Genomic DNA, 25,377 nt, shown 5'->3' on the forward strand with positions numbered 1-25,377 from the left:
AGATTGCGCGAAGCAGGTACGCATTGCGCGCACCTGCTTCGTCACATGCCAGGGGTCAATAGCCCAGCGACAGCCCGGTATTGCGGCGCGGGTCATTCGCCCCGTAGAAGCGGTTGTTGCCCACCGGCTTGCCATCGAGGGAAGGCGCACCGACCAGGATCGCCGCCAGGTGATTCAGAGGCTGGGGACCGGCAAACTTGTGCCCCCAGCTTTCAAGAATCTTCTGCGTGTCCGGGCTCACCGCGAACGCCTCGATATTGGTTTCCTCCGGCAGCCACTGCTGGTGGAAACGCGGCGCATCCACCGCCTCCTGGATGTTCATCTTGTAGTCGATGACATTGAGGATGGTCAGCAAGGTCGCGGTGATGATCCGGCTGCCGCCCGGCGTGCCGACCACCATGACGGTCTTGCCGTCCTTGGTGACGATGGTCGGGCTCATCGACGACAGCGGCGTCTTGCCCGGAGCAATGGCGTTTGCCTCGCCCTGGACCAGACCGTACATGTTCGGCACGCCGACCTTGGAGGTGAAGTCGTCCATCTCGTCATTGAGGATGACCCCGGTCTTGCTCGCCATGACACCGGCCCCGAACCAGTCGTTGAGGGTGTAGGTCACCGACACCGCGTTGCCCCATTTGTCGACGATCGAGTAATGGGTGGTGTTGTTGCCTTCATGGGGTGCCGTGCCCGGATTGATGTCCTTGGAAATCCCGGCTTTCTGCGGATCGATGGCCGCCCGCAGCTTCTCGGCGTACCCCTTGTCCAGCAGGCGGGCTACCGGATTCTTGACGAAATCGGGGTCGCCCAGGTAACTGTTGCGATCGACATAGGCGTGACGCATGGCCTCGATCTGGTAGTGCAGGCCCTGGGCGGAGTGATAGCCCAGCTTGTCCATCGGATAGCCTTCGAGGATGTTCATGATCTCGCAGATCACCACGCCGCCCGAGCTGGGTGGCGGTGCCGAGACGATATGGTAACCACGGTAATCGCACTCGATGGGCGCCAGTTCCCGGGTCTTGTACTTGTCGAGGTCGGCCTGGGTGATGATGCCCTTGCCGGCCTGGCTGGAATCGACAATGGCCTTGGCGACCCAGCCCTTGTAGAACCCGTCGGTCCCCTTGGCGGAGATCTCCCGCAGGGTCCTGGCCAGGTCTTTCTGCACCAGCTTCTGGCCGACCTGCATCGGTTCGCCCTTGTTCAGGAAGATCGAACCGGAATCGTGGATGTCCTTCTTGAACTCGGCGGTGGCCGTGTGCAGCAGGTCGATATCGCCCTGCTCCAGCACGAAGCCCTGGTCGGCGAGCTTGATCGCCGGGGCAATGACTTCAGCACGTTTTTTCGTGCCATATTTTTCCAGCGCCAATTCCATGCCCGACACGGTTCCCGGCACGCCGACCGCCAGGTGCCCTTTCGAGCTCAGGTCGGGAATGACATTGCCGTCCTTGTCCAGATACATGTTGGCCGTGGCGGCCAGGGGCGCTTTTTCACGGAAATCGAGGAAGGTCTTGCGGCCATCGGCCAGTTGCACGGTCATGAAACCGCCGCCACCGAGGTTGCCCGCCGCCGGGTAGACCACCGCCAGCGCATAACCCACCGCGACGGCGGCATCGACCGCGTTGCCGCCAGCCTTGAGGACGTCGACACCGACATGAGTCGCCAGGTGCTGCGCCGTGACCACCATGCCGTTTTCCCCGGCGACCGGTGCCTGGGAAGCTGCGTGGACGGGGGAAACAGCCAGAATCAGCGCTGTCGCCAGGAGCGAGCGCGCAAGGGGTTCAAACTTCATAAGCCGACTCTCTTGTTTTTATTTGCTGAAAACGCAGACTCCTGTCTGCGCGGGCCTTTACAAGGTAGCCGCTGCAGGACAATTCACCTAGTACCAATCCCCGACTTTTTCGCCGTACCAGATTGCCCGACGGAGCAATGTCGCGACACGAACCCGACGAAGGCCTCCAGTTTGGGCACCGGTGTCCGCGAGCGGGGATAGACCATGTGCACCGGCTTGGGTGCCGGGATACAGGAGTCCAGCAGACGAACCAGACGCCCCTCGGCCAGCGCCTGGGCCACGAGGAAATCCGGCTGCATCAGGATGCCGTTGCCGGCCAGCGCCGCCTGTAGCAACACCTGGCCGTCATTGCTCTTGAGCACGGCCTTTTCCGGCCACGGCACCTCCTCCGTACCATCGGTCAATGGCCAGGCAAAGCGGTTGTGCCAGGAGGTATGGGTGAGGATGCGATGACGGGACAGATCGGCGGGCTCAAGCGGAGTCCCCTGTCGCGCCAGATAGTCGGGCGATGCGCAGATCAGCATCTGGTAAGGCGCCAGGGCAACGGACATGAGACTGACGTCCACCGACTCCGAAACCCGGAACGCCAGGTCAAACGCGCGCTCCTGCAGGTCGATGATCTCATTGCCGAGGATCAGCTCGACCTGGACATCCTCGAAGGCTTGCATGAACGCCGCCACCAGCGGCGCCACCAGCGCCACCCCGAGTGTCATCGGCGCAGTGATCCGCAGCAAGCCGCCAGGCCTGTCGCTGGAGGACTCAAGGCGGGCAAAGGCGGCATCGACCTGTTCGAGGGCCAGCCGCGCTTCCTCATAGAACAGCCGGCCTTCGGCGGTCACTGTCTGGCGACGAGTCGTGCGCTGGATCAGGCGGACCTTGAGGGCCTGTTCCAGATGCTGGATATGCCGGCCCACCATGACGGCCGACATCCCCAGCAACGGCGCCGCATCGGCGAAACTACCTGCTTCCACCACCGCCACGAACACTTCCATTTGCCTGAGTTTGCTCATTATTCCCCCCCTTGGCCGGGCCACGACACGGTCGCCATCATGCATGGCCATAATCGCAAGTCAATCAACGGCTCGCCATCGACGCAGCCGCCCGATTGCTAACCCAGGGTTATCAATCAATTAACGTGCCGTGCCTTTATCCGCGATCGATCGGCGCCTACCCTGAACGGCAAATCCACGAGAGACCGACAATGACCAGCACGCTTGCCAACACCCTCGAGCATTTTCCCCGCGCCCCTTTACTGGACGGCCCGACCCCGATCCAGCGGGCGCATCGCCTTGAACAGTCACTGGGGGCGAAGGCCAGCGGTATCAGCCTGTATCTCAAGCGCGATGATTTCATGGCCCTCGGTGGCGGTGGCAACAAGCTGCGCAAACTCGAATTCCATTTCGGCGAGGCCTTGCGCCAGCAGATCGACACGGTGATCACCGTCGGCGGCCTGCAGTCCAACCATGCCCGACTCACGGCCGCCGCCGCGGCACGCCTGGGACTCGCCTGCGAACTGGTTTTGACGCAGTCGGCGGTGGTTTCCGGCCTCGATTACGAACACAACGGCAATCGGCTGCTCGATGAGTTGTTCGGTGCCCGCCTGCACCTGTTGCCCGCCGGCTCCGACTCACTGGCGATGGCCAATGAGCGGGCCGCGCAACTGCGCGAGAGCGGACGCAAGGTGCTGGTGATCCCGATCGGCGGCTCCACTGCCCTGGGGAGCCTGGGTTATGCCCGTTGCGCCGAGGAGATCGTCCGGCAGGAAGCCGACCTGGGGCTGCACTTCCAGCGGGTGTTCGTGCCCAACGGCAGTGCCGGGACCCACGCCGGGCTGGCTGCCGGCTTCGAGGCCATGGGCCGTGGCGCGGCCCTGGTGAAGTCCTGGTCGGTGCTCGCCGATGAGGCGGCTTCGGTCGGGCGTACCTGGCAGCTGACCCGCGACACCCTCGACCTGCTGGGGCATCAGCCAACATTGGAGCGCGCGGCGATACATATCGACGGCAGCCAGTTGGGCAGCGCCTATGGCGCGCCGACCGAAGCCATGCTCGAGGCCGTGCGCCTGCTGGCGGGTACCGAAGGGCTGCTGGTGGATCCGGTGTATTCCGGCAAGGCACTCGCCGGCTTGCTGGCCGACCTGCGCGAAGGCCGTTACCAGCCGGGCGACAACCTGCTGTTCGTGATGACCGGCGGCTCGCCGGGCCTCTATGCCTATCGCCAGACATTTCAGCCAGCGTGACGGTTTAGCGGGCGGGCGCAGTCACTCCGCCCGCCCGGCGACCTCCAGCGCCAGTTCGGCGAAATTGCGCGCCGCCACGCTGGGTTGGACCGGCAAGGCCACGCACACTGTGCAGGGCGGCATATCGCGGATCACCGGGAACGACAGCCCCGGGCGGGAATAGAAACGCGCCGTGGATGCCGCGGTGATACTGATCCCGCGCTCCGAGGCGACCGCCTGCAGTTCACTCTCGACCGTCGAGGCCTCGTGGATGACCGGGGCACTGCGGCCCTGGCGATACTGGTCCGCCGTCCAGTAACTGCGCCAGGTATTGCTCCCCGGTGCCGCCACGATGGGGTCGTCGAGTATGTCGAAAATGCTCACCGAAGCCTGCGCCGCCAGTCGGTGGGTACTCGGCAGGCAGGCGACGCAATCCTCTTCCACCAGGGTGATCAACTCGACCTCCGGCAACTCCAGGGGCGGGCGCAGGATCGACACGTCCATGCCCTCGGCAATGCCGGCATGGGGCTCGGAAAAATCGAACTCCTTGACCAGCACCTTGACCTGGGGAAAGCGCCGGGCGAATGAACTGAGGATGCGCGGCATCAGGTCGACACCCGCACCGATCAGAAAACCGACCTTGAGCGAACCGCGCAACCCCACGGCATGATCGCTGGCGGTCTGCGCCATCCGCGCCAGTTTCTCGAGGATCTCCACCGCCTGCGGCAGCAGCGCCTCGCCGGCTTCGGTCAGGGCCACCTTGCGGGTATTGCGCTCGAACAGCGGCACATCCAGTTGCCCCTCGAACTGGCGGATGGTCTGCGACAGCGCCGGCTGGGACACATGCAGGCGTGCCGCCGCCTTCACGAAACTCAGTTCTTCACCCACCATGGCAAACGCCCGCAACTGGCGAATATCAACCCCGTTGATCAGCATCTCTTCCCCTCCCCGACAGCCCTCGACAGCTCGGCCGATCATGGCACGACTTATAAGCGGTGCCAATTAATCAGCCGCTAATCGGTCTTTCTAAAGCCCCGCGCCCCGGCGCTAGTATCGATCCAGCTCGATGCAGGCGAGCGTCCAGAACAAGACACTGCAAAACCACGAACACTGCCCCGAACAAAAGAGATAAGCAGATGAATGACGTGACCCAATCCCCGACAAACCTTGCCCCGACAGCCGCCGCCCATCCGGCCGACAAGATCAACCTGGTCAAGGCCCGTGGCTCGCTGGTCTGGGATGACCAGGGCAAGGAATACATCGACTGCACCGCCCAGGCGTGGTCCAACAACCTCGGCGCCAACGATCCGCGCGTGGTGGAAGCGGCGATTGCCCAGTTGCGGGACATGACCCATATCCGCCCCAACTTCGGCTCCGCCGCCCATACCCGGCTGGTGTCCAGGTTGCGCGAAGTTTCCCCTGCCTCGCTGAACCAGATGGGCTTTGCCCTGCATGGCAGCCTGGCCGGCGAGATGGCGATGAAGCTGGCCTTCAAGAACCGCCCCGGCGCGCAGAATCTCATCGTCCTGCAGGACGGCTACCACGGCCGCTCCCTGGCCACCCTCGGCGCCAGTTGGCCGCACCCGAACAATCCGTTCCTGCCGATCCAGCCGCGCTTTACCCGCGTGCCGCATCCCAACCCCTACCGCACACGCCTGGGCCTGGACCCGGAACTCGAATCGCAGCTCTGTCTCGGTCTGCTGGAAGAGACTATTGTCAAAGGCGTCGATGGCGGCGTGGCGGCGGTGATGCTGGAGCCGATCCAGGGCAACGGCGGGCACATCGAGTTTCCGCGCTCCTACTACAAGGGCGTGCGCGAGCTCTGCGACCGCCTCGGCGTGCTATTGATCTTCGATGAAGTACAGACCGGATTCGGGCGCATGGGCACCATGTGGGCAGCGGACTACTACGATGTGGTGCCGGATATCATCGTCTTCGGCAAAGGCGTGGGGGGTGGCTTCCCGCTGGCGGGCATTCTCGCCGACGATCGCCTGCGCTGGTTCGACGAGGGTGAAGAGGCGCTGACATTCGGGCACTTCCCGGTTTCGCTGGCGGCAGCTCATGCAGCGGTCGAGGCGATTGTCGCCGACGGTTTGTGCGAGAAGGCCAGAGAGGCCGGGGAATACACCACCGAGCGCCTGCTGGAGATGCAGACACGCCATCCGCTGATCGGCGATGTACGCTGCCCGGGGCTGATGGCCTCCATCGAGCTGGTCAAGGACCGCCATACCAAGGAGCCGGCCTGTCGCGAGTCCCATGAGGTGTATCGCCTGGGCGTCGAACGCGGCGTGCTGTTCGGTGAGAGTCGCTATGCCGGGCTGGGCAACCTGATCAAGATCAAGCCGCCCCTGGATATCGAGCGTCCGTTGCTGGCCAGGGCCCTCGACGTACTGGATGAAGTGCTGGGCATCATCGAGGAACAACGGTCATGAGCACAGTCCTTGAAAGCAATCGCCCGCTGGCCGGCGCCGAACCGCCCGCCAGCGGCATGACCCAGGACGATGCGGACCTCGCCAGCCTCGGCTACGAGCAGAAGATGCACCGCACCATGAGTGCCTTCACGTCTTTCGCCCTGGCCTTCTCGATGGTCTCGATCAATACCGGGGTGGTGACCTTGTTCGCCGATCCGTTCAACCGGGTCGGTGGCATCGGCATCCTCTTGTGGCTGCTGGTGATCCCGCTGGTGTGCTGCATCGTCATGGTCTACTGCCACCTGGCCGGACGCATTCCACTGACCGGCTATGCCTACCAGTGGTCCAGCCGCCTGGCGGGCAATCACTTCGGCTGGTTTACCGGCTGGGTGGCCTTTATCTCCTTTGTCGCGGGAACGGCGGCAACGTCCGCCGCCATCGGCACGGTGTTCGCACCGGAGATCTGGGCCAATCCCACGCAGGGGCAGATCCAGGGCTTGAGCATCGGCGCGACGCTGGTGGTCGGGCTGTTGAATATCTGCGGCATCCGCCTGGCGACACGGATCAACGACATCGGTGCGATCATCGAGATCATCGGTACGGTACTGCTGGCGATTGCCTTGTTCCTCGGGGTATTTTTCTTCTTCGAACATACCCAGGGCGTGGCGATCCTCACGTCGGCGGCGCCGGTCAGCGGTGGCGAGATCAGCTTCACCACCCTGGCCCTGGCAACGCTGTTGCCGGTCTCGGTGCTGCTGGGCTGGGAAGGCGCGGCGGATCTGTCCGAGGAAACCAAGGACCCGCGCCGGGCCGCTCCCCGGGCGATGATCCGCGCGGTGGTGGTGTCGAGCGTGCTCGGTTTCGTGGTGTTCGCCCTGTTGAGCATCGCGATTCCCGGTTCGGTTGGCGACCTGCTCAAGCAGTCGGAAAACCCGGTGATCAATATCGTCCGACTGCAACTGGGAAATGCCGCCGGCACGGTGATGATCGTGATCGCCTTTGCCTCGATCCTGGCCTGCCTGATCGCCAACATGGCGGTAGCGACACGCATGACCTTCGCCCTGTCGCGGGACAATATGCTGCCCGGCTCCAGGGTGTTGGCGCGGATCAACCCGCATTTCGGTACGCCGGTAGCGGCGATCGTGCTGATCACCGCGATCGCGGTGCTGCTCAACCTGGCCAGTGGCGGGTTCGTCACAGCGATCTATTCAATGGTCGGGCTGACCTATTACTGCACCTACCTGCTGACCCTGATTGCCGCCTACCTGGCCTACAGGAACGGACGCATGCCGCAAGCACCCGAAGGCGTCTTCAGCCTGGGTCGCTGGTTACTGCCGATGATCCTGCTGGGGGCACTCTGGGCACTGGCGGTGATCCTCACCCTGAGCGTGCCGGAAGAAAGCCACACCGGCGCACTGACCACCGGGATCACCCTCGGCGTCGGCGCCTTGTGGTGGGTGGTGTCGCTGAGAAAGCGCCTCAATGAAGGGACCGCGGGGCCGAGCACCCAGCGGCTGGGGTAATGCGAAAACGATAAATGACAAGGCCCCGTGAGGGGCTTTGTCATTGACGCGATACGCCAACAGGCTGGCCGCATCGTCGGTATTTCCGTACCATTCCTGCATTTTCGCCCTGCCCTCGCTTGCCCCCGCTGGCCCCCACTTCAGGTAAACCATGAAACCCGCCCGTCTACGCGCCGATGTCCTGGCCGGACTCACCACCTCCTTCGCCCTGGTACCCGAGTGCATCGCCTTTGCCCTGGTCGCCCACCTCAACCCGCTGATGGGCCTGTATGGAGCCTTTATCATCTGTACCCTGACCGCGCTGTTCGGCGGACGCCCGGGGATGATTTCCGGAGCTGCCGGATCCATGGCCGTGGTGATCGTCGCGCTGGTGGTACAGCACGGTGTGCAGTACCTGCTGGCCACGGTGCTGCTGGGCGGGTTGATCATGGTTGCGTTCGGCCTGCTGCGCCTGGGCAAGCTGGTGCGCATGGTGCCGCACTCGGTGATGCTCGGCTTCGTCAACGGCCTGGCGATCATCATCGCCCTGGCCCAGTTGGAGCAGTTCAAGGTCGGTGATGGCTGGCTGAGCGGCGAGCCGCTGGCACTGATGCTCGGGCTGGTGGCGCTGACCATGGCGATCGTCTACCTGTTGCCACGCCTGAGTCGTGCGGTGCCGCCGGCGCTGGTGGCGATCCTCGGGGTCGGCCTGCTGGTCTACCTCTGTGGCCTGCCGACCCGTACACTCGGGGACATGGCCCATATCGCCGGCGGCCTGCCCGCGCCGACGCTGCCGCAGATTCCGTGGAACCTGGAAACCCTGCATATCGTCGCACCCTATGCGCTGCTGATGGCACTGGTGGGCCTGCTGGAAACCCTGCTGACCCTCAATCTCACCGACGAAATCACCGAGACCCGCAGCTACCCGGACCGCGAATGCGTGGCACTGGGCGCGGCCAACATGGTCTCCGGCCTGTTCGGTGGCATGGGTGGCTGTGCCATGATCGGCCAGACCGTGATCAACCTCAGCTCCGGCGGCCGAGGACGGTTGTCCGGGGTGGTAGCCGGGGTGATGATCCTGCTGTTCGTGCTGTTTCTCTCGCCATTGATCGAGCGCATCCCGCTGGCCGCGCTGGTGGGGGTGATGTTCGTGGTGTCCCAGCAGACCTTCGCCTGGGCTTCGTTGCGGGTGCTGAACAAGGTGCCGCTGAACGATGTGCTGGTGATCATTGCCGTGACGGTGATCACCGTGTTCACCGACCTGGCGACGGCGGTGCTGTGCGGGATCCTCATCGCCGCGCTCAACTTCGCCTGGCAGCACGCCCGCGAGTTGTATGCCGATACCCATGAAGAGGCCGACGGCAGCAAGCTGTATCGCCTGCACGGCACGCTGTTCTTTGCCTCGACGACGCCGTTCCAGAACCTGTTCGATCCCGCCAACGATCCGCAGAAAGTGGTGCTCGATTGCCGCCACCTGAGCTTTGTCGACTACTCGGCGATTGCCGCGCTGAAGAGCCTGCGGGAGCGGTATGCCAAAGCCGGCAAGCATTTGCGGGTGGAGCACCTGTCCGAGCGTTGCAAGCAACTGCTGAAACGGGCCGGGGTACAGCATGGGTGAAGCGCCGGCCCCTCTTGTCCGGTTCAAGCCATCTCGGTCAGATCGGGATGGCGTGCATTGGCAAACAGGCCTCGACCGATTTCCCGCACGCTGTCCAGATGTACCCGCGGGTCGTTGCTCTCCGAGTTGAGCAGCAACGAGGAAGTCACCACCGTCGCTCCGCAGTAATCGAAGATGCCATGATCGATCTGGGTCCTCATGGCATTGGCATAACCATGGCGCTCGAAGGTCTGCGGATCGGCGCCACCGACCCCGATCAGATGCACCTGCAAGTGCCCGAGTTTCTTCACGAAGGGTCCATCCAGGCTGTAGTCGAAAGCCCAGCCATTGGCGAATACCCGATCGATCCAGCCCTTGAGCAACCCCGGCATCGACCACCAGTACACCGGGAATACCAGCACCAGTGCATCGGCGCGCTCAAGGCGCACGTGTTCGGCGGCCACATCGGCGGGGAATGCCGCGTGATGGCGATGCACGGCCAGATCGCCCGCGGTGTACCTGGGATCAAAACCTTGCGCCGCAAGATCGGCGATTTCAAACGAATGACCGGCATCCGTCGACACCAGGCCCTCCCCCAACTGTGCAGCCAGGCCGTGGCTCAGGGAATGGGGTTCAGGATGGGCTACAACGATAAGGGCATGCATGGCGATACTCCGGCAGGTTGATTGCGGCTCAAAGGCAAACCTTGATATGCTCGAGGCAAGTTACTATTAGTAAGTTACTTTTGGTATATAAGCATGTCAAGCAGCAAAAAACCGCTTTCCGAATCCCTGCCCCGGCGACGCCTGACCCGAGAGGACCGCCATCGCCAGTTGCTGGATGTGGCGTGGCAACTGGTGCGCGAGGAAGGGACCGATGCCCTGACCCTGGGACGGCTCGCCGAGCAGGCCGGTGTAACCAAGCCAGTGGTCTACGATCATTTCACCACCCGCCCCGGCCTTCTTGGAGCGCTTTACCAGGACTATGACCTGCGCCAGACCGCCCTGATGGACGCGGCACTTCAAGCCAGTGAGCAAACCCTGGCCGGCTTTGCGGGGGTGATTGCCAGCGCTTATGTGCGATGCGTATTGCAGCAGGGCCGGGAGATTCCGGGCGTGATCGCCGCCCTGGCCAGTTCGCCGGAACTGGAGCAGATCAAGCGCGACTATGAGGTGATCTTCCTGGAGAAATGCCGAAGTGTTCTCGCGCCTTTCAGCCGTGCAGGCGTGATTGGTACAGCCGGCTTGCGGGCGATGCTCGGTGCGGCAGAAGCCCTGTCCCACGCCGCCGCATTGGGCGAGATTTCCCCTGGGCAGGCGCAGGACGAGCTCTTTGAGACCATAGTTGCGATGGTGGAAAGAAGCGCTCGTCACTGATACACAGGACGTTTGCGCACTTTACTGAGCCTGATTGCCTGGATACCGTTTATGCAATCAGGTCCGACATACGATACCGCTGACGACATTCAGGATAACAACCACTGAATATCGCGATCCGACTTACAACGATCGAAACACCAGTCCTGCACAATCTCCAGTACAAAACACCCTACCCACCTGCCAGTTTCAGTCAGTAACCACTGATGGAAAGCTTGATGAAACAAGGAATGTCAGGATGAAAGCCCTTCTATTGATAATCGCCGGCCTGCCCCTGGTTGCCTGTGGCAGCGATGCCACCCCCACCGCCAATGCCGTACTCGATGCCCTGAAAGCCAACGGCGTCCCTTTCAACGCCGTGAGTTACCCCAAGCGTAAGCCCCTGAGCCTGCTGCCGAACACCTACAAGGAACGGGTGGAAGTGGCGTTCCCGAGCATCGCGCCCAAGGGCGGGCAGTTCTTTGTCTGTGAAACCCGTGAGTACTGCGATCATTTGCAGGAGCATTTTCAAACCTTGAGGGCCTTGGCCGGCCCCCATGTCTATCGCTCGAAAAGCGGCCGGGTCCTGGCGCAGCTCTACAGCACGCTGGAACAGCCGGTCGCCAATCAGATCCGCGCGGCCATCGAGGAGCTGTAGATCCGTTCAGCGCAAAGGCTCTTGCGAGCGCCTGCGCCAGACCAGTGCCGGAATGACGCGGATATAGATCAACTCTCCGACCAGTTCGACCAATGTCTGGGTGATCACGGCGGCGGCGGCCAGGCCACGGATATCCTCGGGCAGCGCCAGGGCCAGTGGCAGCACTACCAGGGAGTTGCGCGTCGACGCACTGAAGGTGACCGCCCGCGCACTGCTCGCCGGCAACTTGCAGAGTCGCGCAGCCAGGGCTCCCATAAGCGGCGCCAGCAACAGGAAGCCGAGATACACCGGGATCACCGGGGCAAGCCGGTCGATATCGCGCACCACCGAGGCAATCTGCGAACCGACCACAACTATCAGCACTGCGGCCATGGCCGGTACGGGCAACCAGGCCCAGGCGTCGTTCCAGGCGTTGACGAGCCGCGAGCGCCGGCACAGCCCGGAAGTCATCACCGCCAACAGCAAAGGCGCGACGATCAGCACGAGAAAGGCGTCGACAAACGGCCCGATGGAGATCACCACCCCGGACTCGCTGCCCAGCATGAAAGCCAGGTACGCCGGCAGCAAAACCAGTTGAAGCAGCAAGAGGATGGGAGTGGCCGCCAGAACCTTGCGCGAGTCCCCCTTGCCGATATGGGTAAACACCACCACATAGTCGATGCAGGGTGTCAGCAGCACCAGCAGTGCTCCCGCCAGAATCGCCGGATGTCCCACCAGGCCGCGGCTCAGTCCCCATACCAGCAGAGGAATCAACACGAAGTTGGCGAGCAGCAAGGCCGCCATGAAGCCTTTGTCGCCCAGGCCACGACGCAGGTCGAGGAACGGGATCTGCAGGAACATCGCATACATCAGCACCGCGATGGCCGGAGTCACCAGGGCATTCAGGCCTTCGGCGATAACGGGTGCCGCCAGACCGATCAGCGCGGCGACAATCACCGCGACGAAATAGACCGGTATCTGCTTCTGCTCAAGTGTGTCCCGATTCAAGACGCGTCCCTCTGCGGCAAAAAAGCCGTCAGCCTATGCACCAGCGGGACATTCGTCGAGGGACAACTACTGAACCGCCACGCGGATGCCAAAGCCGATCAGGAACATGCCGGCGACTTTTTCCAGCACAGTGGTCAGCCTGCGGCTCGCCCGGACTCGCTCGGCAAAGAAGTGCGTCAACAGCACCACGATCAGGCCATAGAGGAAGGTCAAGGAGGAGACGGTCACCGCCATGAAGGCAAAGGTCACCATGCCCGGATGCTGGGTCGGATCGATGAACAGCGGGAAAAACGCCATGTAGAACAGGATCGCCTTGGGGTTGAACAAGGTGATCACCATGGTCTGGCGCAGGTACTGGTGGGGCTTCATTTCAAAAGGCATCGCGCCGCCGGTCTTGGCGAACAGCAACCGACTGCCCAGGTAGAACAGGTAGGCACCGCCCAGCCACTGCACGATATGAAACGCCGCCGGATAGGCCTTGAGCAGGGAGGCCACGCCTGCCACCGCGAGCCACATCAGCACCTGGTCGCCGAGAATCACCCCCACTGTCGCCGCCAGGCCGGCACGCACGCCACCTTTGCCGGTCGAGGTGATCAGGGCGAAATTGCCCGGTCCCGGAATCAACAGCAGAATCACGAACGCGAGCACAAAGGCTCCGTAGTTACTGACACCCAACATCACCTGTACTCCTCATCCGTTGCCGCGAACAGCCAGAATGCGCATCCCCGGCTCAATAATCAATAACACCCGGGACCCGATGTTTATTCCCGCCACTCGGTCCACTACCGTCCGGGCACTTGCGCCGGGCGAGGAGCGACCATGTCGCACAACAGCGCTTCACTCGCGTCGGCAAAACGCTCGACCAGGTAATCCAGCAGCACCCGCACGCGCGGCATCATGTACCGGCTGCGATGGAAAACCGCATGAACCCCCGCCTCGCCGATACTCAAGCCGGGAAGTACGACTCGCAGTCTGCCGGCGCGGATATCGGCGGCCACGTCCCAGATGGTCTTGCGTGCAATCCCCCGCCCTGCGAGCGCCCAGATCCGGGCCTGGGCACCATCGTTGGTTTCCCAGGCCCGGTCCAGGGGTACGGTGTAGGTCCGGTGCTGCTCGTGATCGAGAAAGTGGAACACATTCAACGGACCGGCCGTGGTCACCAGCACGACGTAGTGATGATCCGCCAGGTCCGCAACTGTTCGTGGCTCGCCGTGACGCTCCAGGTAACCGGGCGAAGCACAGAGCACCCGCCAGTTGGATGCCAGATGCCGCGCTACCAGTGAGTCGTCCTGGGGTAGCCCGAAGCGAATCGCGATGTCGATGTCGTCCTGCAGCAGGTCCGACACGGAGTCGGACAAGGTCAGTGAAATCTTCAGTTCCGGGTAGAGATCGCAGAATGCATCAAGCCACTGGTTGATCAGGGTGCGACCCAGGTCAGCCGGCACCGAAAGCCGCACTTTGCCCCGCACGCCACCGCGCACAGCCTGCAAGGCTTGCTCGCCCTCCTCGATGGCGCGCAAGGCCGCCTGGCAGTGTTGCAAGTAGATGCGCCCTTCCTCGGTCAGGCGCAAGCGGCGGGTCGTCCGGTCGAAAAGCCTGGCCTGCAATGCTGCTTCCAGCTTGATAAGACGGGCACTGGCGGCGGCCGGCGACAGACCGGACAACCGACCGCCCGCCGAGAGACTGCCCTGCGCGGCGGCCTCGACGAACAGCCGCATATCCCCAAGCCTGTCAGTCGCCATTCTCTATCCAGATTTGAAAGTCATTCAAATAATAAACCAATTATCAAATACAAGACGATCCCGCAACCTTTCAGGCCTGAAATCCACCCTGGAAGATCATCCGGACCATGAAAGAACCGACAGTCACGACGCTTGCGTCGCTCAACCAATCCGACACCGCCGCCGGACTTCCGCTCCTTCGCTTGCTGGCCCTGACACTGAGCAGCTTTATCGCCACTGCCAATGAAACCGTGCCCGCCGGATTGCTGCCGCAGGTTGCCGATAGTTTCCAGGTGTCCGAGGCTCTGGCTGGCCAGTGGGTGACGCTTTGCGCCCTGGGATCGGGGCTGGGAGCGATTCCCCTGACGTTGGCCACCCGCAATCACGGACGCCGTTCACTCCTGCTGCTGAGCATCGCCCTGTTCTTTATCTGCAATGCAGTAACGGCCCTGTCGAGCTCATACGGTCTGATACTCCTGGCCCGCTTCATTGTCGGCCTGGCGACCGGGCTGGCCTGGAGCCTGATGGCCGGCTGCGCGCGCAGGATGGTCGGCGCTTCGTTGCAAGGCCGCGCCCTGGCCCTGGCCATGCTGGGTATTCCATTGGCCCTGTCCCTGGGGGTGCCCTTGAGTGCCTGGCTGGCAAAGCTGGTTGAATGGCGCGTGATCTTCGGCCTGTTGTCGACGCTGAGTCTGCTGCTGATGCTCTGGATACGACTGAGCGTCCCCGAGGCCCCCGCCGAACAGCAGGTGCCACGCCAGTCGCTGCGCAAGGTATTGACCACACCGGGCGTGCGCCCCGTGCTGTTTGTGGTCTGGATGTGGATCATGGCCCACTACACGTTGTACACCTACATCGCCCCCTTCCTGGAAAGCGTCAGTCCCGGGATCGCCCTCGAACAGGTACTGCTGGTGTTCGGCCTGTCAGCCATGCTGGGCGTCTGGCTGGTCGGCCTGTTGGTTGATCGCTGGTTGCGCGCGCTGGTACTACTGAGCCTGGGGACTTTTGCACTGGTCGCCCTGGGCCTGGGCTTGTGGGGTCGATCACCCATAGTGCTGTATATCGGCGTCGCACTCTGGGGCCTGAGTTTCAGTGGCGCACCGACGTTACTGCAGACCGCCCTGGCAGATGCTGCCGGCGATGGTGCAGAACAAGCCCAGTCGATGCTCGTCACCGTGTTCAACCTGGCCTATGCCGGCAGTGGCATCGTCGGCGCCGTGGCCCTGGAAACACAGGGCGCCGCGTTCCTTCCCTGGACGCTGGTGGCCTGGCTGCTGGCAGGCCTGCTGGTTGCCTGGCAAGCCAGGCGCCATGCCTTTCTCCCTGGCCGACGCACCGTTTGAACGAGGGTTGCCCAGGGTCAGATCAGGCGCTCGATGCGCTTGTGTCGCCATACCAGCCGATAGTAGGCGCTCTGCAACACCAGCATGCCGATGTAGGCCGCCGGAAACGCCATCCACACACCTTCGAGACCCAGGTGGGCATCGAGCAGGTAGGCCACCGGCAACTCGATCCCGACGATGCAGAAGATGATGATCAGCACCGGCACCATCACCGTGCCGCTGGCGCGCATGATGCCGCCGATCACGGCCTGGAAGCCGAACACCAGCAGGCTCCAGAGCATGATATGCAGCAGGTGCTCGGCGGTCGCCCGGGTGGCCGGGTCGGTGATGAACAGGCCCAGCAGCCAATGGGAGAGCCCGTAGCCGAGGACAATCAGGCCGCCGGTGAGGCAGGTATTGATCAGCAGACCGGTACGCAGGATCGGGCCGATCCGTTCCTGGCGCCCGGCACCAATGGCCTGTGCGCCGAGAATCGAGGCGGTGATGGCGATCGACAGCGCCGGGAACTGCACATAGTTGACGATCTGCGTGACCGCGCCATAGGCCGCCGTGGCCTGGGAACCGTGCTGGTTGACCAGGGACAGGATCACCAGCTCGGACAACGACAGCACGATCATCTGCAAGCCGGTCGGCAGGCCGATACGCAGGACCTTGCCGAGGATCGCCCGGTCCAGGCGCATTGCCGCCAGCAGGGCGCGGTCCGGCGCCATGACGCTGTTCTTGTGGCGCAGGCGCAGGGCCAGGAACAGCATGGCGCAGGCCGTCCCCGCCAGGCCGGCCAATGCGGCGCTCTGGATGCCCATCTGCGGCAGCCCCAGCCAGCCGCGAATCAAGGCCGGGGTCAGCAACAGACCGACACCGGTGGACACCAGCAACGCCAGCAGCGGCGATACCGTGTCACTGATTCCACGCAGCAACTGCGTGAACAGCACGAAGAGCAGCAGCAGCGGCATGATCAGCATCATCACCTGCGCATAACGGACGGCATCGTCCAGCACGTCGGCGGGTGTGCCCAGCCCCTGCAAGGCAGGCCGGGCGAAGATGCTCCCGAGCACCGCCGCTACCAGCCCGATCAACGCGCCGAGGGCCAGGGTCGTGCCGACCACGGCCTTGACGGCCTCCGGCTCGCGCGCCCCCCAGGCCTGCCCGATCAGCACCGAGGCGCCTGCCCCCAGGCCGATGATCAGGGCGATGAAAAAGAACACCACCGGGAACATGCCGGACACCGCCGCCAGGGCCTGGGTGCCGAGCATCTGCCCGATATAGATACTGTTGAGCGTGCCGGAGAACGATTGCAGGAAGTTGGACAGCACCATGGGTGCGAGAAAAACCAGGTAGACCTGCCAGAGGGGGCGTTGCGGGCGTGGCTGCATGAAAGACTCGAATCCCTGATGATGTGCATCGACGTAGGCGCCGACTCTACCTTAATAGAAGCCTTCGGGATGAGTTTGCGTCACATGTTCAGGGGCCGGAGATCTCTCGGGATACCGGCTCCCTGGCGGTGATCGCCAGGTTACCCTCGATCTGCCCCGACAGATAATAAACGCCCGCCATGACTCCTGTTCCAGGACTGTTCATCGATTTCAGCCAGGCCTGGTCGAAGGCCTCTCCCAGGCTCTTGCGAATCTGCGCATCGGTATTGGGCCGGTCGCTCTCGTGACTCATGGCACGAATCCCGACCATGCCAACGGAAATCATCGCCCCGGCCACCCGCCCTACCGCCGCCGCGACGGCACCGGCCACGCCCCGGCCGGCGAACTGGGCTTCAAGGTCTTCGCGGGTCTGCCTGGCTACCGCGGATATACCGGCGCCCGGCTCGTCCGATATGGCTCCTCCGGCTGTCCGAGCCCTTTCGGCCAGGGCCGCATAGGCCGGCAAGGTGTTCAGGGGGTGCGCCTGCAATAGCTGATACAACGAAGCATTGCGTGCCGAAGGCGGCCCCAGCGTGATCGCGGGAATGGCCTGCAGGTGTCGGTCCAGTTGCGCCGACGGCACGCCATGACGTTGCGCAATAGCCTGGGCCTGGCGGCCCATGAGTTCCACATAGAATTGCGTCGACTGCTCGAGAATCGCCTCCGGATCGATCTCCACCGCGACCGGCACCAGCACCCGCCGTTGATACTGATCCTGCAGGTACACCGCCAGGCGCCTGGCCGACGGATCCGCTTCGCCGCGTTCGTTGAGCTTGTACCAGCCGACCTTGACCGACAGCCATTCCTGGGTCCAGTAGCTGTTGTACCAGGGCAGGAATTTTTCGTCGGTCTGCTGGTAGACCCGCGTTCGCCAATGGTCCATGGCGCCGCGGGCATACTCTTCGGCCTGGCGCGTGGCCTCCTGTGAGGCGAGCACCAGATCGACGTCGACTTGCTGCCACGTCTGCGGGCTGACGTTGACCGCTACCGGCACCTGTTGCGCGCGCTCATGGCCGGCGCATCCGACCAGCACCGCGATCAAGGCGACGATCCACCCACGCCGACTCACGCTTGCCACTCCCTGAAACAGGCGCGGCCACGGCCGGCCGCACGCCTTCGAATGCCTTGAGTATAGGTCGCCCGGGGTCTAGCGCGTGGCAGTGTTCCTGATCGATTCCAGCCACTGCGGCTGCAGCCGTGTCTGCTCGGTATCGAGTCCCGACGCGTCCATGGCCGCCTTGTGCCGGTCGATCTCATGGAGCATCTGGCTGAGGCTACTGGAATTGCCGTCCAATTGGTGCATCTGGATCACCCCCAGGTGATAGAAGCGCAGCAGCTTCATCGCCACCGGATCGTTGACCTGTACCTGCGCGGTCACCTGGTGCATGACGTTGGTGATCCGCATCAGGCTGCGCTTGAGCTGCCAACCGTAAACCGCCGCGGCCATCCACGGCTGCGACCAGAATACCTGGCGCATCAGCGCCGCCATCAGCAACACGGCCGCGAACACGCCACCGGCATTGAAGCGGAAGTTGTCGCCACCGGGCGTACCGAACAACATCACCGCCAGCCCGGACAGCAGCATCGCCAGCACGACGAAAACCACGGCGATGATCAGGGTGCTGCGCCGGGTCTGCTGCCGATAGGTCTCGGGATTGAACGGCTTGATTTCGAACATGGGGGTGAGACGCCTGGAGTGAGGGAAGCCCGGCATTATCGGGCCTGATGAGCGGCACGGGGGCATTCAAGTCAATGAAAAGTGTTTCCAGACTATCGACTTGATACTCGCCTGGAGCGTTCCTGGCAGCTACTCGTCGACCGGCACCTGCAGGCCGGCCTTGACGCAGCTCATGGAAACCAGCGTCTTGAAACGCTTGACGTTGTTGTTCTCGAAAAACAGCCGCCGGGTCAGTTCGGTGTAGTGCTCCATGCTCCTGACCGCCAGGATCAGGACGAAATCCCACTCTCCGGCGGTGTAGTAGCACTGCTGGACCTGGGGGCAGTCGGCAAAGCTGCGCTTCATTGCATCCAGCAGGTCCAGGCGCTCACTTTCCACCTCGACCTCGGCAATGATCGTCAGCGGATAACCGAGCACGGCGGGATCGACCAGGGTGACGGTCTTGCGGATGGCACCGATCTGGCCCAGACGCTTGAGCCGGCGATTGACGGCTGCCGGCGACAGGTTGACCCGTTCGCCCAGCTCACTCTGGGACAGTCCCGCATCTTCCTGGACCGCAGCGATCAACTGGCGGTCGAACTCGTCCAGGCCCATGGCGCACCTCGCAATAAAATTGATAAGACCTGCTCGATGATGCAAGAAAACATCACCAAAATCCTTAATTTCAAGGAAACAGTCAGTAGTAGGCGAGATATTATTTCACTCACGCCCAGAACTTCCAGACCAGAGAGTTGCCGATGCCCCTTTCCGTACCCGCTACCGCCCCACGCTTGAACAGCGCCGAACTCCTGCGACAGATTCAGGTGCTTGGCGAGATCGGACGCGACCATGAGGCGGGAGGACGTACACGCATCGCTTTTTCCGACGCGGAAAAGGCGGGACGTGATCAGTTGGTCCAGTGGATGAACGAGTTGCAACTCAAGGTGCAGATCGATCGCATAGGCAATATCTTCGGCACCCTGCAGCCACGGCATGAGACTCCGCAGGCCCCACTGATGATCGGTTCCCATATCGACACCGTGACCAATGCCGGCGCGCTGGATGGCTGCTACGGCGTGCTCGCCGGGCTGGCAGTGGCCCGCGCCTTTCGCGAAGTCGGCGAATACCCCGCCCGACCGCTGGTGATTGCCGCGTTCAGCAACGAAGAAGGCGTACGCTACCAGCCGGACATGATGGGTTCGCTGGTGCATGCCGGTGGCCTGACGCTCGAAGCGGCGCTATCAATCCTGGGCACCGACGGCACGCGCCTGGGCGATGAGCTGGCGCGTATCGGCTACGCTGGCGAATTACCGCCAGGCAGTATCGTGCCCCATGAATACCTGGAGTTGCACATCGAACAGGGACCGATCCTGGAAGCGGAAAACACCCTGATCGGCGTGGTCGAGAACCTGCAAGGCATCTCCTGGCAGCTGGTCACGGTACAGGGCAACGCCAATCATGCCGGCACCACCCCGATCAACCTGCGCCACGATGCCGGCTGGGCCGCCAGCACCCTGGTCAGTCAATTGCGCGAGATCGCCCTGGCTTCGGCCGGCACCACCCTGGCGACTGTCGGCTGCATGCGTTTCGAACCGGATGTGATCAACGTGATCCCGCGCAAGGCGACATTCACCGTCGACCTGCGCGATCCGGACGAGACTCGCCTGCAGGCGGCCGAGCAACGCCTGGCCACCATCATCGGGCAAATCGCCGAGCAGGAAGGTGTACGTATCCAGTGCGAACAATTGGTGCGCTTCCAACCGGTGGTCTTCGATGCCGGGCTGGCGGATGAAATCGAGGCCTCGGCCCGGCGCCTGGGATTCTCGTCACGGCGCATGACTTCCGGGGCCGGACATGACGCCCAGATGATCGCCCGTATCGCCCCGGCGGCGATGATCTTCGTGCCAAGCCAAGGCGGCATCAGCCACAACCCTCGGGAACACACCGACGACGAGCAACTGCTCAAGGGCGCCGAGGTGTTGCTCGACGTTGTGACCCGCCGCCTCGCCACTTGCCGCTGATCGCCCGCGAGTCCCACGCCCGCTTCCCGTCCCTTGGAGTGTTCCATGCTGATCACCAATGAAAATGCCTGCCGCCAGGACTACCCCGATGAACTGAAGGCCATTCTCAACATTGAGCAAGCCAACCAGAGCCGTGCCTGGCTGGCCGGCTGGAACCGGCTGAACCCGGGCCCGACGCCGCTGTTCGAACTACCGGACCTGGCAGCCAGCCTGGGCATCGACCAACTGTGCGTGAAGGATGAATCGGCACGCTCCGAACTCGGCAGTTTCAAGGCCCTGGGTGCCCCGGTCGCCCTGTTGCACCTGCTGCTTCGGCAGTTTGCGCAACGGCACTTCGACGTGGCGCGCCTGCTCAACGGCGACTATCGCGACACACTGGCCGACTTCACGGTCATCAGCGCCACCGATGGCAATCACGGGCGTGCGCTGGCGGCGGCGGCGCAAAGCATCGGCTGCCGTTGCGTTATCGTCCTGCATGCGAATGTCAGCCACGAACGGGAAGCCGCCATCGCCGCCTATGGCGCGCGGATCGTACGCATCAGCGGCCACTATGACGCCTCCGTCGAAGAGGCTGCGCGACTGGCAACCGCCAATGGCTGGTGGGTGGTTTCCGACACCTCCTATGAGGGGTACGAGGATATCCCCCGCGACGTGATGCAAGGCTACGGCACCATTGCCGCCGAAGTGCTCGAACAGCACCGTGGACAACCTGCCTTTACTCATCTGCTGTTGCAAGGCGGCGTCGGCGGCCTGGCCGCCGGGATCGCCAGCTACTTCTGGGAACACCACGGGCAGGCCCGGCCACGGATGATCGTGGTAGAACCGCGGCAGGCCGACTGCCTCTTACAGAGTGCCATCAGTGGTCGTGCCAGCCGGACCCAGGGCTCGGTGGACTCGGTAATGGCCGGGCTGGCCTGTGGCGAAACCTCTCCCCTGGCATGGAAATTCCTGCGTCCGGGCATCGATCACTTCCTGGCGATCGAAGACGATGAAGCGGTCGACGCAATGCGCCTCCTGGCCGGTGGCAGTCGACGCGACACGCCGCTGATCGCGGGTGAATCGGCGGTCGCCGGGCTGGCCGGACTGGTCCACCTGCTCAAATCCCCGGAACTCAAGGCCGAGGTCGGCCTGGATGAGCGCTCGCGGGTATTGCTGATCAGCACCGAGGGCGCCACCGCTCCCTCCGTCTACCAGGCGCTGGTGGGAGAGACGGCCCAGTCGGTTGCCCGACGCCAACGAGAATGGACACTTCGCCAGGCCACATAGAAACGATCAACGGCGCGCAAAAGGCTAAGGACTTACCTACAAAATCTGAAGAAAAGCCTGACTATCAGACCCTGCAAGTTTGAGTCGATTATTCCACCAGAATCGCTATCGTCTATTGCAGGAGCAACGATGAGACTATCCCTGAGCCTATACGATGCGCTGGTCGCCACCAGCGCTCCGACCGACAAAGCCAAGGCTGTGGTAGATGCCTGGGAGGCCGACATGCAGGATTTTGCGTCAAAGTCCGACCTGCAACAGACCGAAGAGCGTCTACAGACGTCAATCAAGGAACAAGGTAACAAGCTACGCAGCTTGATCAACGAACAGGGCAATGAGCTACGCAACTCGATCGGGGAACAAGGCAGCGAGCTGCGCCTATCGATGCAGGAACAGGGAGCGGAGCTGCGATTGTCGATGTCGGGCATGCAGTCACAGATCAATGTGATGCGATGGCAGATTGGCCTGGTCATCGTCTGCGTCGCCATTCCGCTGTTCAAGCTGGCGTTCGAATTGCTGACACCCTGATTCAACATGACACAACGGTTGAATCATCATTTCGATTGATCATTCAAATCGCAAAACAGAATTTTTTATTTACGACAGTCCGCTACAGGATAGGCCACCTCTTATCCTGCCGGACGCTCACTCATGAATCTGAATTTGGCCATCGCTTGTGCAATCGTGGTGTCTTTCGCCATTGCCCTGATTCATTCCTGAAATCTCAAAGCTGCTCGACCAGCCAACTGCGAAAGGCAGCCATTGCCGACGTCTCCGAACGGGACTGCAGCCTTGTCAGCCAATAACTACCTGTGACGATGCCGATATCGAAGGGTTGGCGGATATCACCGGCGTCCAGTTGCCGGGAGAACATCATCGTCGGTGCCAGGGCCACTCCCCCGCCCTGGAGCGCGGCTTCCATCATTGCCAACGAAGAATCGAAGACAATACTGTTGGTGACCAGACTGTTACCCGGTAATCCGGCAGCCTGAAACCATTCCGGCCACTCGTCCGCACGGTAGGAGCGCAGCAGCGTCTGCTTCAGGACATCTGCCGGTGATTGGAGCTGCCGGGCGATCTCCGGAATGCACAACACCGACAACGGCGCCTCCAACAGACGCATGGCATCGACTCCATGCCACGCTCCCGCGCCAAAACGAATGGCGAAGTCGAGCCCTTCGGCCGCCACGTCCACCCGGTTGTTGTTGGTCGACAGACGCAGGTCGATAAACGGATGACTGGCCTGAAAATCCCCCAGCCGCGGTAATAACCATCCCACCGCGAAGGTCCCGACCGCTCCCACTGTCAGCACCTCGCGATAATGCCCGCCCTCGAATCGACCCAGGGTCTGCGCGATACGATCAAAGGAGTCGCGCAGCACCGGCAACAGGCTTTCGCCTTCGGCGGTCAGCATCAGACCGCGAGGCAGGCGCTTGAACAACGTGACCTTCAACTGACTTTCCAGACTCTTGACCTGATGGCTGACCGCTGCCTGGGTCACGCACAACTCCACCGCCGCCCGGGTAAAACTCAGATGACGCGCCGACGCCTCGAATGCACGCAGCGCATTCAGGGGCAGATGAGGTCGAACCACGCAAAGCTCCTAATTTTTCTAATGGCTAATCCGAATATTCGTCGTTTGCCGTGACCAGAATCATCACATAGATTAAGCCTCGCATTGCGGTCAGGATCGCCTGCGACCTCATAGTCCGTGACCGCTATCGGAGCTCGGCGTTTCGACCATCAGCCCACCGGATACTCGTACACGGGCGTGTACCCCCCTGGGGCCTATTCGGCGAAATGTAACCAAATAAAACGAAATCCATGGAAAGTAACCAGATCATGCCAAAAAAAACCCCGCTCAAAAGCACACTGCTCGCTGCCACCCTGTGCCTGCTCGGTTCCGGGAACTGCCTTGCCGCTGCGGCGACACCTGACGAACTCAAGGCTGTCGTGGACGCGGCGGTTCGTCCCCTCATGCAGGATCAGGGTATTCCTGGCATGGCGGTGGCGATACTCGTCAACGGCAAGGCACATTACTTTAACTACGGTATAACGTCGAAAACCGACAAGCAGGCCGTGACGGAAAACACCCTGTTCGAGATCGGTTCGGTGAGCAAGACCTTTACCGCCACCCTCGCCGCCTACGCGGTGGCGCAGGGCAAGCTGTCGCTCGCGGAAAACGCCAGCCACTACGTGCCAGAGCTACGCGGCAGTGCCTTCGACAAGATCAGCGTGCTGCAGCTGGGCACCTACACCCCGGGCGGCCTACCGCTGCAATTCCCGGACGAGTCGGACAGCGCCGATAAAATGATCAGTTACTTCAAGAACTGGAAACCGGTCTACCCTGCCGGAGAGCGGCGGCAGTACTCGAACCCGAGCCTTGGCCTGTTCGGCTATGTGGCGGCCAAAAGCCTTGGCCAGCCATTTGATGATCTGATGGAAAAGACCCTGCTGCCCAAACTGGGACTCCATGACAGCTACGTCAGGGTGCCCAAGGACCAGATGAGCCGTTATGCCCAGGGCTACAAGAAAAACGATTCCCCTTCCAGGGTCGGCCCGGGAGCGATGGATTCCGAAGCCTATGGCATCAAGACCACTTCCAGCGACCTGCTGCACTACGTCCTGGTGAACATGCAACCGCAACAGCTGGAGGCACCGTTGCAGCAGGCAATCGCCCTGACGCACAGCGGCTACTACCAGTTCGGCAACACCACACAAGGCCTGGGCTGGGAGCTCTACCCCTACCCGGCCAAGCTCGATACCCTGCTCGCGGGTAACTCGAACACGATGCTCGATCCGCAGAAAACCAGTTGGTTCAAGGCACCGCAGCCACCCAGCGCCGATACATGGGTCAACAAGACCGGCTCCACCAGCGGCTTTGGCGCCTACGTCGCCTACGTGCCGGCAAAGAAAATCGGCATCGTGATGCTGGCCAACAAGAACTACCCGAATCCGGCCCGGGTCAAGGCCGCCCATGAAGTACTGAGCGCACTGCAAAGCCGATGAGCAAAAGCCATCCCGGTTAGCTATGATCGGAGTTCATGAACCCCATGCCTCCGATCCGCCAACCCTGTCCACCCGGCGCCTGCATCTGCGAGCGGGAGCGACTGCTGGACACGCCCGGCACCGACCTGCGAATCCTGCGCCTGACTCGCCAGGAGGAAAAGGTGCTGCTCGATCGACTGGTGGATCTCAAGAGCCTGGCGGACCTCGAACGCCTGCAACAGCGAATGTATGAGCAGTTGGGAATTCGCGTGACCATCGCCCCGGGCCCCAACGAAGTACGGACCATGCGCGGTATCGGCATTCATATCGACGAACTGCCCGGCATGTGTCGCAAGACCCGCCAGTCGATCCCCGCGGCGATTCGCCGTGGCCTGGAAAAACATCCGGAAATCGCCTACGAACTGCTCAACGCCCATGACTTGCTGGGCGGTCTCTGATCCCCG

24 protein-coding genes are annotated in these 25,377 nt (G+C 62.5%); 12 read left to right on the plus strand and 12 right to left on the minus strand.

Annotated features, from left to right (window positions below):
• Positions 1–55: 55 nt before the first annotated feature.
• Together ggt and HX851_RS28830 are read right to left on the minus strand one after the other, a co-directional pair.
• A complete protein-coding gene (gene ggt, locus HX851_RS28825; RefSeq protein ID WP_177055534.1) occupies positions 56–1,783 on the minus strand; it encodes a gamma-glutamyltransferase in 1,728 nt (575 codons plus the stop codon).
• A gap of 83 nt (positions 1,784–1,866) precedes the next feature.
• On the minus strand, positions 1,867–2,793 hold the full coding sequence (locus HX851_RS28830; RefSeq protein WP_177064142.1) for a LysR substrate-binding domain-containing protein: 927 nt from the start codon (positions 2,791–2,793) through the stop codon (positions 1,867–1,869).
• A 191-nt stretch (positions 2,794–2,984) separates the two neighbouring features.
• On the opposite strand from HX851_RS28830, the gene HX851_RS28835 reads away from it, so the two are divergent.
• The gene (locus HX851_RS28835; protein ID WP_177055538.1) at positions 2,985–4,019 is read left to right on the plus strand and encodes a D-cysteine desulfhydrase family protein; all 1,035 of its coding nucleotides are present in this window, start codon (positions 2,985–2,987) and stop codon (positions 4,017–4,019) included.
• 21 nt (positions 4,020–4,040) lie between these two features.
• Here HX851_RS28835 and HX851_RS28840 read toward each other — a convergent pair whose 3' ends face one another.
• Positions 4,041–4,934 (minus strand): LysR family transcriptional regulator, encoded by an 894-nt coding sequence (locus HX851_RS28840; protein ID WP_177055540.1) that lies wholly within the window; start codon positions 4,932–4,934, stop codon positions 4,041–4,043.
• A gap of 200 nt (positions 4,935–5,134) precedes the next feature.
• Between HX851_RS28840 and HX851_RS28845 the strand changes: the two genes are divergently transcribed.
• The 3 genes from HX851_RS28845 to HX851_RS28855 all read left to right on the plus strand — a co-directional run bounded on the left by HX851_RS28845 (position 5,135) and on the right by HX851_RS28855 (position 9,529).
• Complete coding sequence (locus tag HX851_RS28845) at positions 5,135–6,430, plus strand: class-III pyridoxal-phosphate-dependent aminotransferase (RefSeq protein ID WP_256262293.1); 1,296 nt, start codon at positions 5,135–5,137, stop codon at positions 6,428–6,430.
• On the plus strand, positions 6,427–7,932 hold the full coding sequence (locus HX851_RS28850; RefSeq protein ID WP_177055542.1) for an amino acid permease: 1,506 nt from the start codon (positions 6,427–6,429) through the stop codon (positions 7,930–7,932). Before HX851_RS28845 ends, HX851_RS28850 begins: the two co-directional genes overlap by 4 nt.
• 151 nt (positions 7,933–8,083) lie before the next feature.
• Positions 8,084–9,529: a SulP family inorganic anion transporter gene (locus HX851_RS28855; protein ID WP_177055544.1), complete on the plus strand. Its 1,446-nt coding sequence runs from the start codon at positions 8,084–8,086 to the stop codon at positions 9,527–9,529.
• Between the two features lie 23 nt (positions 9,530–9,552).
• Here the strand turns inward: HX851_RS28855 and HX851_RS28860 are convergent, their stop codons facing one another.
• Positions 9,553–10,173 carry an NAD(P)H-dependent oxidoreductase gene (locus HX851_RS28860; RefSeq protein WP_177055546.1) on the minus strand — a complete coding sequence of 207 codons (621 nt, stop codon included), beginning with the start codon at positions 10,171–10,173 and terminating at the stop codon, positions 9,553–9,555.
• A gap of 93 nt (positions 10,174–10,266) precedes the next feature.
• Here HX851_RS28860 and HX851_RS28865 point away from each other — a divergent pair, with 93 nt between their 5' ends.
• Together HX851_RS28865 and HX851_RS28870 are read left to right on the plus strand one after the other, a co-directional pair.
• Entirely contained in the window at positions 10,267–10,884 is a 618-nt protein-coding gene (locus HX851_RS28865; protein ID WP_177055548.1) for a TetR/AcrR family transcriptional regulator, read from the plus strand.
• Positions 10,885–11,122: 238 nt separating this feature from the next.
• Positions 11,123–11,521 carry a hypothetical protein gene (locus tag HX851_RS28870; protein ID WP_177055550.1) on the plus strand — a complete coding sequence of 133 codons (399 nt, stop codon included), beginning with the start codon at positions 11,123–11,125 and terminating at the stop codon, positions 11,519–11,521.
• 6 nt (positions 11,522–11,527) lie between these two features.
• Here the strand turns inward: HX851_RS28870 and HX851_RS28875 are convergent, their stop codons facing one another.
• The 3 genes from HX851_RS28875 to HX851_RS28885 form a co-directional block, all read right to left on the minus strand.
• A complete protein-coding gene (locus HX851_RS28875) occupies positions 11,528–12,508 on the minus strand; it encodes an arsenic resistance protein (protein ID WP_177055552.1) in 981 nt (326 codons plus the stop codon).
• 66 nt (positions 12,509–12,574) lie between these two features.
• Positions 12,575–13,186 (minus strand): LysE family transporter, encoded by a 612-nt coding sequence (locus HX851_RS28880; RefSeq protein WP_177055554.1) that lies wholly within the window; start codon positions 13,184–13,186, stop codon positions 12,575–12,577.
• A 104-nt stretch (positions 13,187–13,290) separates the two neighbouring features.
• A complete protein-coding gene (locus tag HX851_RS28885; RefSeq protein WP_177055555.1) occupies positions 13,291–14,250 on the minus strand; it encodes a LysR family transcriptional regulator in 960 nt (319 codons plus the stop codon).
• A 107-nt stretch (positions 14,251–14,357) separates the two neighbouring features.
• On the opposite strand from HX851_RS28885, the gene HX851_RS28890 reads away from it, so the two are divergent.
• Positions 14,358–15,572, plus strand: a complete 1,215-nt coding sequence (locus tag HX851_RS28890) for an MFS transporter (RefSeq protein WP_177055557.1) — start codon at positions 14,358–14,360, stop codon at positions 15,570–15,572.
• A 17-nt stretch (positions 15,573–15,589) separates the two neighbouring features.
• On the opposite strand, the gene HX851_RS28895 is transcribed toward HX851_RS28890, so the two are convergent.
• From HX851_RS28895 to HX851_RS28910, 4 genes are all read right to left on the minus strand, one after another.
• Complete coding sequence (locus tag HX851_RS28895) at positions 15,590–16,945, minus strand: MATE family efflux transporter (RefSeq protein ID WP_177064143.1); 1,356 nt, start codon at positions 16,943–16,945, stop codon at positions 15,590–15,592.
• Between the two features lie 88 nt (positions 16,946–17,033).
• On the minus strand, positions 17,034–18,053 hold the full coding sequence (locus HX851_RS28900; protein ID WP_177064144.1) for a hypothetical protein: 1,020 nt from the start codon (positions 18,051–18,053) through the stop codon (positions 17,034–17,036).
• Between the two features lie 78 nt (positions 18,054–18,131).
• Positions 18,132–18,662: a DUF3087 domain-containing protein gene (locus HX851_RS28905; protein ID WP_177055564.1), complete on the minus strand. Its 531-nt coding sequence runs from the start codon at positions 18,660–18,662 to the stop codon at positions 18,132–18,134.
• Between the two features lie 129 nt (positions 18,663–18,791).
• Positions 18,792–19,256 carry an Lrp/AsnC family transcriptional regulator gene (locus HX851_RS28910; protein WP_177055566.1) on the minus strand — a complete coding sequence of 155 codons (465 nt, stop codon included), beginning with the start codon at positions 19,254–19,256 and terminating at the stop codon, positions 18,792–18,794.
• 143 nt (positions 19,257–19,399) lie between these two features.
• Between HX851_RS28910 and HX851_RS28915 the strand changes: the two genes are divergently transcribed.
• The 3 genes from HX851_RS28915 to HX851_RS28925 all read left to right on the plus strand — a co-directional run bounded on the left by HX851_RS28915 (position 19,400) and on the right by HX851_RS28925 (position 22,453).
• On the plus strand, positions 19,400–20,662 hold the full coding sequence (locus tag HX851_RS28915; RefSeq protein ID WP_177064145.1) for a Zn-dependent hydrolase: 1,263 nt from the start codon (positions 19,400–19,402) through the stop codon (positions 20,660–20,662).
• A gap of 45 nt (positions 20,663–20,707) precedes the next feature.
• Positions 20,708–21,928: a diaminopropionate ammonia-lyase gene (locus tag HX851_RS28920; RefSeq protein ID WP_177064146.1), complete on the plus strand. Its 1,221-nt coding sequence runs from the start codon at positions 20,708–20,710 to the stop codon at positions 21,926–21,928.
• Between the two features lie 129 nt (positions 21,929–22,057).
• The gene (locus HX851_RS28925) at positions 22,058–22,453 is read left to right on the plus strand and encodes a DUF1640 domain-containing protein (protein WP_177064147.1); all 396 of its coding nucleotides are present in this window, start codon (positions 22,058–22,060) and stop codon (positions 22,451–22,453) included.
• Positions 22,454–22,649: 196 nt separating this feature from the next.
• On the opposite strand, the gene HX851_RS28930 is transcribed toward HX851_RS28925, so the two are convergent.
• On the minus strand, positions 22,650–23,519 hold the full coding sequence (locus HX851_RS28930; protein ID WP_177064148.1) for a LysR family transcriptional regulator: 870 nt from the start codon (positions 23,517–23,519) through the stop codon (positions 22,650–22,652).
• Positions 23,520–23,767: 248 nt separating this feature from the next.
• On the opposite strand from HX851_RS28930, the gene ampC reads away from it, so the two are divergent.
• On the plus strand, positions 23,768–24,934 hold the full coding sequence (gene ampC, locus HX851_RS28935) for a class C beta-lactamase (protein ID WP_177064149.1): 1,167 nt from the start codon (positions 23,768–23,770) through the stop codon (positions 24,932–24,934).
• A 35-nt stretch (positions 24,935–24,969) separates the two neighbouring features.
• Positions 24,970–25,371 carry a hypothetical protein gene (locus tag HX851_RS28940; protein WP_177064150.1) on the plus strand — a complete coding sequence of 134 codons (402 nt, stop codon included), beginning with the start codon at positions 24,970–24,972 and terminating at the stop codon, positions 25,369–25,371.
• The last annotated feature ends 6 nt before the right edge of the window (positions 25,372–25,377 follow it).

The organism is Pseudomonas gingeri (assembly GCF_013385635.1).
Lineage (GTDB): Bacteria > Pseudomonadota > Gammaproteobacteria > Pseudomonadales > Pseudomonadaceae > Aquipseudomonas > Aquipseudomonas gingeri_A.

Bases quoted from the DNA above. Each gene is read 5' to 3' on its own strand.
- ggt (WP_177055534.1), bottom strand. From the start codon at position 1,783: ATGAAGTTTGAACCCCTTGCGCGCTCGCTCCTGGCGACAGCGCTGATT.
- HX851_RS28830 (WP_177064142.1), bottom strand. From the start codon at position 2,793: ATGAGCAAACTCAGGCAAATGGAAGTGTTCGTGGCGGTGGTGGAAGCA.
- HX851_RS28835 (WP_177055538.1), top strand. From the start codon at position 2,985: ATGACCAGCACGCTTGCCAACACCCTCGAGCATTTTCCCCGCGCCCCT.
- HX851_RS28840 (WP_177055540.1), bottom strand. From the start codon at position 4,934: ATGCTGATCAACGGGGTTGATATTCGCCAGTTGCGGGCGTTTGCCATG.
- HX851_RS28845 (WP_256262293.1), top strand. From the start codon at position 5,135: ATGAATGACGTGACCCAATCCCCGACAAACCTTGCCCCGACAGCCGCC.
- HX851_RS28850 (WP_177055542.1), top strand. From the start codon at position 6,427: ATGAGCACAGTCCTTGAAAGCAATCGCCCGCTGGCCGGCGCCGAACCG.
- HX851_RS28855 (WP_177055544.1), top strand. From the start codon at position 8,084: ATGAAACCCGCCCGTCTACGCGCCGATGTCCTGGCCGGACTCACCACC.
- HX851_RS28860 (WP_177055546.1), bottom strand. From the start codon at position 10,173: ATGCATGCCCTTATCGTTGTAGCCCATCCTGAACCCCATTCCCTGAGC.
- HX851_RS28865 (WP_177055548.1), top strand. From the start codon at position 10,267: ATGTCAAGCAGCAAAAAACCGCTTTCCGAATCCCTGCCCCGGCGACGC.
- HX851_RS28870 (WP_177055550.1), top strand. From the start codon at position 11,123: ATGAAAGCCCTTCTATTGATAATCGCCGGCCTGCCCCTGGTTGCCTGT.
- HX851_RS28880 (WP_177055554.1), bottom strand. From the start codon at position 13,186: ATGTTGGGTGTCAGTAACTACGGAGCCTTTGTGCTCGCGTTCGTGATT.
- HX851_RS28885 (WP_177055555.1), bottom strand. From the start codon at position 14,250: ATGGCGACTGACAGGCTTGGGGATATGCGGCTGTTCGTCGAGGCCGCC.
- HX851_RS28890 (WP_177055557.1), top strand. From the start codon at position 14,358: ATGAAAGAACCGACAGTCACGACGCTTGCGTCGCTCAACCAATCCGAC.
- HX851_RS28895 (WP_177064143.1), bottom strand. From the start codon at position 16,945: ATGCAGCCACGCCCGCAACGCCCCCTCTGGCAGGTCTACCTGGTTTTT.
- HX851_RS28905 (WP_177055564.1), bottom strand. From the start codon at position 18,662: ATGTTCGAAATCAAGCCGTTCAATCCCGAGACCTATCGGCAGCAGACC.
- HX851_RS28910 (WP_177055566.1), bottom strand. From the start codon at position 19,256: ATGGGCCTGGACGAGTTCGACCGCCAGTTGATCGCTGCGGTCCAGGAA.
- HX851_RS28915 (WP_177064145.1), top strand. From the start codon at position 19,400: ATGCCCCTTTCCGTACCCGCTACCGCCCCACGCTTGAACAGCGCCGAA.
- HX851_RS28920 (WP_177064146.1), top strand. From the start codon at position 20,708: ATGCTGATCACCAATGAAAATGCCTGCCGCCAGGACTACCCCGATGAA.
- HX851_RS28925 (WP_177064147.1), top strand. From the start codon at position 22,058: ATGAGACTATCCCTGAGCCTATACGATGCGCTGGTCGCCACCAGCGCT.
- ampC (WP_177064149.1), top strand. From the start codon at position 23,768: ATGCCAAAAAAAACCCCGCTCAAAAGCACACTGCTCGCTGCCACCCTG.
- HX851_RS28940 (WP_177064150.1), top strand. From the start codon at position 24,970: ATGAACCCCATGCCTCCGATCCGCCAACCCTGTCCACCCGGCGCCTGC.